Origin of the sequence: Undibacterium sp. TJN19, from assembly GCF_049339485.1 — a bacterium.
Lineage (GTDB): Bacteria > Pseudomonadota > Gammaproteobacteria > Burkholderiales > Burkholderiaceae_D > Undibacterium.
The window spans coordinates 15,935-29,431 of record NZ_JBMPPL010000022.1 but is presented as its reverse complement, the minus strand read 5'-3'; the positions used below and the strand labels follow the sequence as shown (position 1 = coordinate 29,431).

At 51.1% G+C, this 13,497-nt stretch carries 8 protein-coding genes; all 8 read right to left on the bottom strand.

The features are described 5' to 3' along the window. A partial coding sequence (locus ACO0LH_RS27830; protein ID WP_422944412.1) for a tetratricopeptide repeat protein occupies window positions 1-3,163 on the bottom strand: 3,163 nt, incomplete at its 3' end. 128 nt (window positions 3,164-3,291) lie between these two features. Then, a complete protein-coding gene (gene bcsA / locus ACO0LH_RS27825; protein WP_422944411.1) occupies window positions 3,292-7,830 on the bottom strand; it encodes a UDP-forming cellulose synthase catalytic subunit in 4,539 nt (1,512 codons plus the stop codon). Then, window positions 7,831-8,598 (bottom strand): cellulose biosynthesis protein BcsQ, encoded by a 768-nt coding sequence (gene bcsQ / locus ACO0LH_RS27820; RefSeq protein ID WP_422944410.1) that lies wholly within the window; start codon window positions 8,596-8,598, stop codon window positions 7,831-7,833. It abuts the gene before it with no gap. Continuing rightward, window positions 8,595-9,371 carry a cellulose biosynthesis protein BcsP gene (gene bcsP / locus ACO0LH_RS27815; protein ID WP_422944409.1) on the bottom strand — a complete coding sequence of 259 codons (777 nt, stop codon included), beginning with the start codon at window positions 9,369-9,371 and terminating at the stop codon, window positions 8,595-8,597. Before bcsP ends, bcsQ (ACO0LH_RS27820) begins: the two co-directional genes overlap by 4 nt. A 48-nt stretch (window positions 9,372-9,419) precedes the next feature. Next, complete coding sequence (gene bcsD / locus ACO0LH_RS27810) at window positions 9,420-9,911, bottom strand: cellulose biosynthesis protein BcsD (protein WP_422944408.1); 492 nt, start codon at window positions 9,909-9,911, stop codon at window positions 9,420-9,422. 410 nt (window positions 9,912-10,321) lie between these two features. Next, the gene (gene bcsQ / locus ACO0LH_RS27805) at window positions 10,322-11,089 is read right to left on the bottom strand and encodes a cellulose biosynthesis protein BcsQ (protein ID WP_422944407.1); all 768 of its coding nucleotides are present in this window, start codon (window positions 11,087-11,089) and stop codon (window positions 10,322-10,324) included. Window positions 11,090-11,126: 37 nt separating this feature from the next. Next, a complete protein-coding gene (gene tldD / locus ACO0LH_RS27800; RefSeq protein WP_422944406.1) occupies window positions 11,127-12,587 on the bottom strand; it encodes a metalloprotease TldD in 1,461 nt (486 codons plus the stop codon). A 99-nt stretch (window positions 12,588-12,686) separates the two neighbouring features. After that, entirely contained in the window at window positions 12,687-13,481 is a 795-nt protein-coding gene (locus tag ACO0LH_RS27795; RefSeq protein WP_422944405.1) for a carbon-nitrogen hydrolase family protein, read from the bottom strand. Window positions 13,482-13,497 lie beyond the last annotated feature (16 nt).

Sequence of the window (13,497 nt, the reverse complement as noted above, 5' to 3'; positions counted from 1 at the left end):
TGATGGCGTCGATTTCTTTGAGCAGGCCTGCTTCTTCTGCGCTGACATTGGTCACGGGCTTGGTTGCCCGGGCTTTGCTGCCCGTTCCGCTATTTCCGGTGGCTGCTGCATATTGTTGCGGTACCGGTGCAGGGGCTGCATAGCTGTTGCTATAGCTGGCCTTTGGCGCAACGTACGACGGCGCGGGAGTATATTGCGCCACATTTAATTGCGCCGGATAGGAGGCATAGCGATTGTCACCTGCTGTCGGCGCAGGATCTGCCGGGCCACCGCCGCCGCCCAGCACAGGTGCTTTTACTGGTGCGGGTGCCTGTTGCAATGGGGGTTGTTGCGAGAGCACCTGTGTAGCGGGTAAAGCAGGTACAGTTTTAATCTGCGGCACATTGAGATTCGCGGGTGTGACCCCCATCGGTGGTGCAGAACCAGACAATGCAGGTACTGCCTGAGGCGTCAAAGGCTTGCCAACCGGCGCAAAAATACCGCTATTGTAATTTGTCGTTGGCACTGGTTTCAGGCTAGGCGCAGGCGCGACGTTATTGATTTGCGGATTTTGCGGTGATGCAGCAGCCTGACGCCCGGAAAACGGATTGACACTGTAGTCAGCAACGGTACTGGCGGAGCCTTGTTCAACCAGGCGCAAACCATTTGGACCCGCACCGATCTCGGTTTTTTGTGCTCTTTCCAGTGCCAGCGCTTCTTTAAAATAACTGAGCGCACGGCTATTGTTACCCTGCGCCCTGGCGACGTTGCCAGCCATTGAAACATAGCGCGGATTACGGGGCTGCAAGCGCATCAGAACACTGAGATATCGTTCAGCACTGCTAAAATCTTTTGCCTGTATGGCGGCATATACCAGACCTTGTAAAACTTCAGGATTTTCCGGCTCAGACTGCAATACCTTGCGATACAACTCGCGACCTGATTCGGTATCACCAGAAGCGTTATACAGTCTCGCCAAAGTCAGCAACAGCATATTGTCGTCAGGGTTTGCAATCAATAAGGGCTGGATATAATTATAAGCATTAGCGTAATCGCCCGCTTCCCTGGCGCGCTCTGCGTAGCGCATGGACAATATTCTCTGCAATTGCTGGAAAGCGCTAATTTCAGCTTCTTCCAGCTTTGGCATGGCGGCTACCCGACGCATGACAGCTTCCAGCTCCCCCTCCTGGTTCGCCTGCATCAAGGTGCCTGCATACTGTAATAACAAACCTGCCGAAGGCTTGGGTGTGTTTTGCACGGCCTGCCGTATCATGGCATAACCACGCTCATTATCACCAAGCTGTATGTACAGGTTGGCCATGGTGCCGGTAAATTCAGGATCATTGCCGGTGACGGGTTCCACTGTCGCCAAAATACCCTTGGCGGCACCAACATTACCCCGCTTCATGAGCAATTCCACCCGGTCAAGCTGCACGCGTACCCACAAGCGCTTTTGCATGTCAGCCATTTCTTTTTTGCGCGAAGCCGGAGGCACACGTTCCAGGGTAATCAGGGCTTCCCACCACAATTGCTGCATCTCGCTCAGCAAGGCGCTGACATACAGCGCTTCGGGGTCAGGGTTTTCCACATTCACCATCGCATCGATCAGAGCGCGTGCCTGACCGGGCATATCGCGTTTCAGATAAATTTTTGCCAATGCCATGCGCAGCCAGGCATTATCTGGCTTGACCATGATGGCATCTTCCAGCGCGACCTGGGCAGCATTCAAATCACCCGCAGCCTCGGCAGCCTTGGCCTTATTCCATAATTCTTCAGATTTTAGATTGGCAACAATGGCAAGATGGCGTGGCAACATGATGCTGCTCAAGGCTTCCAGGTCTGCAAGCCGTTTTTGCAATACCAGCACACCAATCACGCCATCAAGCGCGCGCAGGTTTTCTTTATCGGCATTCAATACGCGGCGATAATTTTCTTCGGCACCAGCAAGGTCATTCTCGGCCTGCAAGGCATCTGCCAGCTGCAAAATACCTGCCGGCTCAGTGCCATTGAGGGCGATGGCCTTGCGTAAAAAAGCAATGCCTTTGACACTGTCACCATCTTCAAATGCGGTTCTGGCTTCTGCCACGATGGCCCAGTAACTGGCATCTTCATATGCCTTGCGCCATTGATCCTTCGATTGTCCGGGTGAAAAATCGACGGCCTTTTGCAAAAAACCACGCGCTTCAATAAACTCTTCCTGGCGCATTTTGACCAGGCCCATGCCGCCATAACCCGTCGGGTTTTTGGGATAGGATTTGATCAGCGTTTGAAATTCTGTCTCGGCTTCCGCAACGTTATTTTCATCCAGCGCTTTAAAGCCTGCCACCCGCAATTTTTCTATCGGATTTTCAACAACTTTGGTTTTAGCAACCGGTTTCTCAACGGCTTTATCTGTATTTTTTTCCGCAGTCCTGTCGGTTGCCCTGACTTCTTCGCTAGGTGCTACCCGGGGTTTTGTGAGATTGCCAAGCCTGTCCTGTATGAATTTGTCGTCAGGATGTTTGTCGAGGTAATTACGGAAATATTTGGCATTCTCGGTTTTCAGGCCCATCCAGCTCAATGATTGACGCCAGGATTCTGTCGCCTGCTTGCCAAGCTCAGGCTTCGTGCTTAAGCCTTCCAGTAAAGCCATGCCTTCAGCTCTGGAGTTTTCGCGATAAGTCAAAGACTGAGCATAAGCCAGGGCGTATTTTGCATTGGCCGGATTTTCGCGGCTTAATTTTTCCAGGCCCTTTTTGGCTTCGGCATAGCCAGCTTTACTGCCAACCAGCACCTGATAGTATTCATACGCGGCATCACCATGAAGCTTGCTGGGGTCACCCATTTGCTTAAATGCATCGACTGCTGCTTCGGTATCGCCCTGTTTTGCCAGCTTGCGCGCATTATCCAGTTGGCCAACGCCGTCAGTGCCACCGCGGCGCAGGTTGTCTTCGACCTGACGTATCTGAGCAGAAGTGGCCTGGCTGCCGCGCAATTTGGTGAAATAAGTTTTCGCCTGCTCAGGATTGCCCGCTTTGGCTTCATGAATTGCCAAAGCCATCAGGGCATCAACATTACTGCCATCAATTTTGAGCAGTTTGCGCCAGGCATCTGCGGCGTTATCGTCACGACCACGTTGCTGCCAGAACTGGGCCTGTTCCTTCAACTGTTGAACCAGGGGCGAGGGAGAGTCTGCGAACGCCATTTCGCTTTCAAAAAATACCGCCAAAAGCGCTAATACGATCGTTTTCTTCTTCAAGTGCACTCCCCCAATTGTCCCATTTTCTTGATGCGCAACATAACCAGCTACTGCCCACTTCCCCCTTTGCATGCTTACTTTTTCTTATCCTCCAACGCCAGACGGGACGCTGCCTGTTTGCGCAGGAAGCGGAACAACATGGTTGCGGCGATCACTGACGCCAGCATCAGGAAAATAATCATGACAAAAGGCTGTGTCGACAAGTGCCATTTGATCCAGGTCCACAGCGGCAGGCTACCTGTGTAATAGGTATCACCAATTTGCTCGTGGACTACACGATCGCCTTTGATCAGCACCAGATCACCCTGGAATTTGCTACGCAAATCTGCCTTGTTCAAACCTGTCGCCAGATCTGCCAGACTGGCTGAATCACCGGCGGTCAAGACAATCACGCTACGGCCACTGGTTAGTGGCGATTCAAACTGCATCATGGTGCCGAAAGAATTGCCGGTTTTTGCCAGCATTTCTCCCGCATGTCTTTCTATGCTGTCGAGATCACGACCAGACCAGCGTGTCAGCAGGCGCAAGAAGCCTGTTGGCAATTGCAAGCGATTGCCGTTTTCATCCATACTCATGGGCATGTATTTAGACCATTGCTTGAGCAGGGGCAAATTACCGCTGGTACCAATGAGGACGAAATCCTTGTCACTGTTCTTTTCCACATCAGAGCCGCGGATCAGCGTGCTGTTCAGGACCGGGTAACCAGTCGACTCGCCCATACGGCCCATGACGTTGAGGAATAATTCCATTTCCTGCGCGTTAGGACGATCTGGCATGACGATGGCTGTTTGCGACAGGTCTGCCATGCGGGTGAACGGGAAACCAGCATTGGCCATGTAGGCCAGGTTTGGCATCGCGGCATAGTGCGGCATGTTCGAAAAATCGATGGTGGAATCAGGGTCAATCGCTGAACGTACATTGTCCAGGTAGACGTCCTTACAGGCGCCCTGCTTCGGGTAATCGTAGAAGAAATGGAATTGCAGCTGATTCTCTGCGCCGATACGGAAGGTCGGCACCTGGATGTCATCCTGTGCAAAACGCTGCCCGTCCTTAAAGAACAGCATGACCGATTCCTTGATTTTGCCCTTCTCTACCTGACCACTGGATAAAGGCAAGGAACGTACGAACTCGTCATTGATACCGATGTTAAGCGTTGATTTATCTACTGTTGGACGTGGTGTGAAGCGATAACGCAGATCAATGGGCACGCCATCTTTTTGCCAGGTGAACAGATCAGGCGCAACGCGCAGGTTGACGCGTATCAAATCCGGTGTCAGGCCGTTTACCCGCAACGCTGGTGGTGCCGCCAGTTCACCAAACTTGACAGGCCGGTCAGTTGGTAGCCATTTCGGTGCGTCATATGGCTTGCGTGGATCTATCTCTTTCAGATTCTTGATTAGTGCAGTATCGCCGGATAAGGCTATTTGCCCCATAGTCAATGCTTGAACAGCGATTTTCAATTCAGCAGCATCACGTCCCAATACCAGCAACAACTTGGCTTTCAGGTTTGCCGGGTTGGGAATAATGGCCAGGGTGGGCCCGGCAATCGCTGGCAATTGTACGCCCGCTGGTGCCTCGTTGGCAGTTGCAAACAAAACTGCATTACCGCGCGGCAAAGTATTCGCTTCTATCGGGAAACGCGCGCCACGATAAGAAGACAGATGGCCAAACCAGGAAGCGACGACACCTGCATTGCGCAACATTTCCAGTGATGGCGTTTGCGGCAAAATAAACGGCAACTCAAGCAGTTTATTGTCGCGGCGATCGAAGAAAGGCGCTGGCAACATGCCCAGGTCATTTGCCAGCGTCAAAGGTGATACGGTCAGCTCCAGGTTCGTGGTGTTGCTGACCTTGGCCCACAGGCTTGAGTGATAGGGATCTTCGCAATCCCTGGTGTAGTGGCCGATCAGTTTGAAACTAAGCTGATTGAAGTCGGCAAAGAAACGCGGGTCAATCACATCTTCACGAACGATGCCTTTGGACGTTTCTCTTGGCAGCGCAACCACGCTGACCAGTTCGTTATTGACCAGCACCTGTATGTGCGACAAATCTGGCAACAGCGCCGGTGAATAGGCGATTCCATACCTGACTTTGGCTGAGGTAATCACCTCATCGCTGCGTACCGTAAAGGGGAAAGAGCGCTCACCTTCCGTACCACGCAACTCAATACTGGAACTGATACCAACCATGTCTTTCAGGCTGATGTTATATGTCTTTTGACCATTGCTGACAGTGGAGGGAGGGACCAGATCATCTATCGTTGGCTTTTCTGTGACTACTGCCTGCGCACTGGCGCTGGCACTGCTGGCATGTTTGGATTTCGCCTGAACATCGTCGTTATGCAATGTGCCAGCCAGCCCGAAGATGATCGCCAGTGCAGTCGTGCTGCCCTTGCGCGATAATTTAGCCCGAATACTCTTCACGATAGGAACCTCATTTATTTTATTCATATTCTCTGTTTTTTCCCCGATGTACTGCTTCATGCTGGTACCAAATCGTCCAAATCCGCGCATACTATGAAAAGCAATTTCTTTCAGACCGTTCAGCGGATGATCGATATCCCTGTCATTTGACCAGCTTAACCAGACGTCGGCCCGGCCTATGGTACAACTGATGAGATCCATTTCCTGTTGCAAATCCAGGGGTGAGAATTGGACACTCAATAGCTGATCCTTAAAGAAAACTGTCTTTGCCGGAAATACGCTTTCGCCATTCGTGCCGTACAGTGAAATCATCAGGTCTTCATCTTTTTGCATGATAAAGCCTTCCGGTACCCTGAAGGACATGCCACCCATGGAAAAATCTTCGGTCTGGCAAACAATGGAGTGACCATTACTCAAACGCAAGGTGGCGTTCAAGACGGCCCTGACCCTGTGGGTACGCCGAACCTGTTTGGATTCAGTCGCCACCGCCAGCGTGGCACCCAGTATCACCAGGTTATAGATCGTCCACAGCATGTTCAAAATGACGGTATCAAGCTCATAGGTGTTCCACCACAAAGCCCGGCCTATGCCGACCAGAAAGCCGAGAATATTCAAACCGAGCATGATCAGATAAGGTTTGGAAATACTCCAGTCAAAATGCTCTTGCTCAACCAGACCACCTTTTGCCGTCACGTTGAACTTACCCAGTTTGGGGTTGATCAGTGCCACCAGCGTCGGGCGGAAGATATACCAGGCCAGGGTTGCCTCGTAGACTTCAGCCCAGAATGAATGCCTGTGCGCGCCCTGTATACGTGAATTGGTCAGGTTGGCATGCAGTAAATGTGGCAAGGAATAAGCAGCAATCGACAAAGCCGTGGCCTTGATGATATGCACTTCAAAAAACAGATATGAAATAGGTGCCAGCAAAAACACCATGCGTGGCAGACCATAAAAGAAATGCAGCATGGCATTGCTGTAACAGAGTCGCTGACCAAAGGTCAGGCCCTTGCCGAATAACGGATTATCAACCCGAAAAATTTGCGCCATGCCACGTGCCCAGCGGATACGTTGACCAACGTGGGCAGACAGACTTTCTGTTGCCAGGCCTGCCGCCTGAGGCAGCGCAAGATAAGCGGTGTTATAACCACGACGCTGCATTTTCAGGGCGGTATGCGCATCTTCAGTCACGGTTTCAACGGCAATGCCACCAATTTCTTCGAGGCAGGTACGGCGCAGAATCGCACACGAGCCACAGAAGAAAGTGGCATTCCATAAATCATTCCCATCCTGTATCAGGCCGTAAAACAGTTCGCCTTCATTTGGTACATTACGGAAGGTATGCAGGTTACGTTCGAAGGGGTCGGGTGACAGGAAATGATGGGGGGTCTGTACCATCGCCAGCTTAGGGTCAACCAGGAACCAGCCCATGGTGTATTGCAAAAAAGAGCGTGTCGGCATATGGTCGCAATCGAAGATCGCGACGAAATCGCCGGTAGTACGCTTCAGGGCCGCGTTGATATTGCCAGCCTTCGCATGATTATTATCTGCACGGGTAAAACACTGTACGCCAACCGATGCGGCGAACTCGGCAAATGCAGGACGACGTCCGTCATCCAGGATGATGATATTGAGTTTATCCCGCGGCCAGTCTATACCCAGCGCTGCCATGACAGTAGGCTTGACCACGCTCAGGTCTTCGTTATAGCTGGGGATGAACAAATCAATAGTAGGCCAGGTCGACGTATCTGGTGGCAGCATGACGGGCTTGCGCTTCAGCGGCCAGGCAGTTTGCAGATACCCCAACAGCAATACCAGCCAGGCATAGACTTCTGCCATGATCAGTACCAGGGCAAAAAACAGGTCGATGAGATTTTCTGTGCCTATGGTGTAGGTAATGCGCCAATAGATATAGCGACTTGTCGCACTGATGGAAAACATCACCATCACCAGCGAAATCAGCGTACCTGTATAGCGTCGCAAATACATCGCCGTACAGAAGATGATGGTTGAAAACAAGGTTTGCAGCGGCAATTCCAGCGGAATACTGATACTCGACCAGTATAGAAACACAGCCACCAGCAGCGCGACAAAACGGGAGGCTTTATGCTCCCATCCTGGCCAGTTGACCATGGCACGCCCCAGGTCGTTCAAACGACCATAGAGGTATCTGGAATTAAGGATGGAACGCATTTATTCAACCAATCTGAAGTTCTTTTGCAACCAGGCAGTCAGCTCTTGCATATCATGCGTGGCTGAACAATGCTGGGAATAATAAGATACCGGCGTCTGACATGCCAGCGCCTCGCTGACAGCTTCGTCCCGATGTATCGTTACCGGAATAAAACGCGAGCCCAGGCTGGTACGCAGCATGCCAAACACATCGCGGCTCAATTGCTTGGCAGCATCCATCTGGTTTAACAAATAACAATAACCGTAAAAATCCTTGCGGTCAGCGCAGTAGTAGTCAATCAGCGACTCTATCGAGGGTATCGTTGAATACGATGCGGCATCCGGTTTCAACACCACCAGGGCATAACTGGCGACATGCAGCACTTGCTGCAAATAAATGCTGGGACCAGGTGGCGTGTCGATCAGCACCACGCTGTTCTCAGGTAAATCAAGTGAAGCAAGCTGTTCGGCCAGCCATTTCGGATTGTCCTTGATATCTTGCTCAAAAATAGCCCGCTGAGTTTCATCAACACTGCCATATGGCAGAAAATCAACGCTATACGCACTTTCATACAGAACATCAGTCCAGCTGCCATCAATCGATTCTTGCTGCGCTATACCACTGGCATCATCATGCGCCATGCCAAAATGCAATCTCAATGCATTTTGCGGATCCAGATCCAGTATCGTGATACGCGGCCCCAGGCGCGCCAAAGACGCGGCCAGATTGGCAGTCACGGTAGTTTTCCCTACACCACCTTTTGGAGAAATGACGGCAACAACCTTCATGGTTTAAATATTTTTTTAAAGAATGAGTTGACACTGGCTTCAGGTACGACTTCAGGCTCTTCCTGTTTGGCCGCGAGTCGACCAAAAACCGCACTGACTGGTTTGTCTTTTGCGGCAGACTTGCCAACTGTCGCATGTGGCGCAGCAGGCATTTGCGTATTTGCAGTGCTATTGAGCTTTTCGGGTACAACGCTATTGTTCACTGGCGCAGTCCGCCGGCTGCTGATTGGCTGAGCTGCTACAGCATGCACGGCATGAGTTGGCAATGCTGGTGCCACCTGTTCATTGGCGGCAGGCGCACGTCCGCCAAACAAACCGCTGGCCGCCGTTTTCTTTTGCACGTCCGCGGCAGGTGTCGCAGGTAAGACTGTCGATAAAAATGCCGGTGTCGGTGCCGCGGCTTGTTCTTGAACTGGCTCTTCTTCGACTGACTGTTGCAGGAATATGTGTTTCATTGGGCCAGATTTGGCGGTCGCATGAAGCGGAGCAACTGGTGGCAATACAGGCTGTTTTAAAGGTGTTGTCTTGACCGCCGTTGCTTTGGCTACAGTTGGTTTGAATGTTGATTGACTATGATTAATAAATGTCGGCGCTGCCACGGTCTCTTCAGGTTGATGCGCACGCGCCGGCGTCGGTCCGCCGTGCACGTGTACATCACGTAACAATGGCCATCGCTGCCGCGCTTGTTCACTATCAGCTTCGCGATTGATCTCGCGATAGGCATCCGTGGTTTGCCCAAATTTTTGAAAAAGATTTTTTACATCATCATCCATAATATCCACCAGCTCCGATTGCTTGCTGCGTCAACTAAAAAAGAAAAATCAACGACGTGTGAAATAAGACGGTTCTTCAAGCTGCTTTTTTAAATCGAAAACGAACAATTGCCCTTCTTCGAATACACCATCACGTTGCGATAAACGCAAAGACTTATCCATGCCCAGGCTTTCAAACCATTGTGCGTACATGCCTTCCAGCAAAGCAGGTGACCAGTTCAAGGCATCTGCACCAAAAGCAATCTTCAAGGGCGACGCATGATGAGCGACCACCAGCGCATCTGCCTCCTCCACCAGTTCGACCCAGCCCCAGTTCATTTCTGCCCAAACACGGTTCATGCAAGCTTCCAATGCCTGCAAACTGCTGCCGTCGGCAACATTGAAACCGCTGGCCATGGTACGCCCGAGCTGGTACATAAATGCACGCAAATCCTTGACCTCTCCCTTGGATGCAAATTCGGCAGAAAATGCTGCCAGGAAAGATCTCCATTGAACAGAGCACTGTTGCTCTTCGTAATAACGAATATTATTTGTAGCCATGCTAAATGTTTCCTTGCGTTGACTTTTCTCTATGGCTACTATCCTGACATGCAAACCATAGAGAGTGTTGATTCGTTGCGACTTTACCACTCGTCAACATTACTAGTCCAGCCTAACTGGATGGTGAAATGTCAACAATTCATAAGGAAATCATAGATTTATAGTTATTTAAACATCTTGAATAACATTTTCACAATTCACACATTAAAACCCTTTAGTTCTCGCCATTTTGCTGCGAAAACCCCATATCTTTTGGCTTGTAAAAAATTTTGCAAGTATTCATAAAATCCTGTTACCCGTTTTGGCAAGCTGCAAAAAACATTTACGCACAAAAAACTTACCAGCCAAAAAGGTGGCACTTGTCATCAAGCAAAATCTTGGCAAAACTGTAGCAAACCAGCGACTGACCGCTAACGGCCGCCCTTAAGCCCGGCTAGCAACCAATCGATGATTTTCTGTATGGTTTGCGCAGCGGGATTGTCTGGTTTGTATTCCAATACTGGCCGCTCAAAGGCAAGTGCTTCTTCCACCTGCGGGCTTTCCTGCACAATATAAGGAACCATGCGCTCACCCAGGCGATCTGCGATCAGGGCGACGACATCTTGCGCCAATTGCCGGTGCGAACCTTGATTGACGATATAGGCTGACCCAACTTCGGAATTGCTACGATGACCATAAGTGGAAATCAACTCTTCCATCTCTGGCAATGTGGAATATGAAGCAGCATCCGCCAGAACAACCACCAGCAGGAAATCTGCAGCATGAATTGCCTGCTTCAGATACACCGATGGCCCTGGCGGTGTATCAAGCAGGACGATGGCATTTGCAGGCAATTTCGCTGCCTGCAATTTTTTGCGCAACCATGGTTCTTGTTGTTCGAGCAACTGCTCGAAGCGCATGCGCTGCACTTCACCACCATTACCATAGGGAATGAAATCAACCCCATAAGGGCTGGTGTAACAAGCATCTATCAACTTGGCACGGGTGGTCGTCAGCAGGCTGATACCATTGCGCTCACCTTGCTCCAGCCCGCCCAAGTGCCATTGCATGGCATTTTGCGGGTCCAGATCAACGATGGTCACCGGATAGCCACGTTGCGCCATTCCCACCCCGAGGTTAGCAGTGATGGTTGTCTTACCAACTCCACCTTTGGCAGAAACAATAGCGATTACTATCATGCGCCTAGCCTTTCAGAAAACTGTCTGGCACTGGCAATCAAGCGGTTCCCCCTACGGTCAGGCCTTCTATGCGCAGACTTGGCTGTCCGACGCCGACTGGCAAACTTTGTCCTTCTTTACCACAGACACCGATACCTGCATCCAGGCGCAAGTCATTGCCTATCATGGTCACATGGTTCAAGACTTCAGGACCATTTCCTATCAATGTAGCGCCCTTGACCGGATAACTGATCTTGCCGTTTTCTATCATATAGGCTTCACTGGTGGAGAAAACGAATTTGCCATTCGTGATATCAACCTGACCGCCACCAAAATTAACCGCATACAAACCGTTTTTGACCGAAGCCAGAATCTCTTCAGGATCCTTGTCACCTGCCAGCATATAGGTATTGGTCATCCGCGGCATGGGCAGATGGGCGAAGGATTCGCGACGGGCGTTGCCTGTCACCGGCATTTTCATCAGGCGCGCATTCATCGTGTCCTGCATGTAGCCCTTTAAAATACCGTCTTCAATCAGGGTCGTACATTGCGTAGGATTGCCTTCGTCGTCCATATTCAGGGAGCCACGGCGATTTAGCATGGTGCCATCGTCAACCACAGTGACGCCCTTCGCAGCCACGCGTTGCCCGATACGGCCGGAAAAAGTACTGGAACCTTTGCGGTTGAAATCACCTTCCAGGCCGTGGCCAATCGCTTCATGCAATAACACGCCTGGCCAGCCTGGGCCAAGCACCACGGTCATCGGCCCAGCAGGAGCCGGGCGCGCTTCCAGGTTAACCAGGGCCGATTTGACGGCTTCATCGGCATACTGCTCAAGCAGCGCATCGGTGAAATAAGAATAATCGTAGCGGCCACCGCCACCACTATTGCCCATTTCACGGCGTCCATTCTGTTCAGCGATAACAGTCAGGGACACTCTTACCAGTGGGCGAATATCAGCGGCAATCACCCCATCACTGCGCGCCACCAGCACCACATCATATTCACCTGCCATGCTGGCCATGACCTGCACAATACGTGGATCTTTCGCCCTGGCGATTTTTTCAAGACGTTCAAGCAATGACACTTTTTGATTCGCATCGAGCGAATTCAAGGGATCTTCACGCAAATACAGCGCTTGCCCATTGACACCCTGCAAGCTGGAAGCCACCTGGATTTTGCCCGAACCCTGGCGGGCTATGGTGCGTGTTGCCTTGACAGCATCAAGCAAAGCCTGTTCAGAAATTTCGTCAGAATATGAAAACGCTGTCTTGTCGCCAGACACAGCCCTGACACCAACACCCTGGTCAATCGAAAAGCTGCCTGTCTTGACAATTCCTTCTTCCAGGCTCCAGCCTTCATTGCGGGTAAACTGAAAATACAGATCGGCGTAATCGACGCGATGGGTAAACATGCTGGCCAGCACTTTGCTGAGTTTGGCTTCATCCAGTCCAAAAGGCGTCAGCAGGATGTCGCGGGCAATATGGAGATGACTTAAAGCGGGATCGAATGGGGTCATAAAATAAATTAATTACTCTGCAAATGAGGGTTCAGTAAGACATTGTAGAACAACTAGTGTGCGAGCTGTGCTGCATCGTGATTTCGCACAAAAAATCCCTTAAAGCTTGCGATGGCGCAACGCTGGCAAACTCTCACGTATACTGGCAATAAGCGCTCCATCGACCTCGCCACTGACGATGCCCTCGCCTTCTTCACATACCTGCAAAACTTTACCCCAAGGGTCGATCAGCATGGTGTGACCCCAGGTGCGGCGGCCATTGACATGGGTACCACCCTGACCTGACGCCAATACATAGCACTGGTTTTCTATTGCCCGGGCTCTTAACAGAATTTCCCAATGCGCCTGCCCTGTCGTATAAGTAAAAGCAGCTGGCACGACAATTAAGGAACAACTACCCAATGCGCGATACAGCTCGGGGAAGCGCAAGTCATAGCAAATGGATAGCGCTACCTGGCCAAAACCTGCATCGAAACTGGCTACTTGCTGGCCAGCAACAATAGTGCGCGCCTCTTCATACGACTCTTCACCTTTGCTAAAACCAAACAGATGAATCTTGTCGTAACGGGCAACTTGCTCACCCTGCGGGTTAAATACCAGTGTGGTATTGAGCACCTTGCCTGCTTCAGGTGCCTGCAAAGGGATGGTGCCACCAATCAGCCATACTTGCAGTTGGCGCGCCATGTCAGACATGAAACGCTGCATTTCTCCATCGCCAAACGCTTCGGCGATAGTCAGCTTGTCGGTTTCGTGCAAACCCATCAGAGGCCAGTATTCGGGTAACAGCAATAATTTGGCACCAGTTGCCGCAGCTTCTTGCATCAGGCGCCTGGCCGTTGCGATATTTTCGGCCAGCACCGGCGTGGAAATCATTTGTATTGCTGCAATTTTCATATTGTCCTCTTGCACT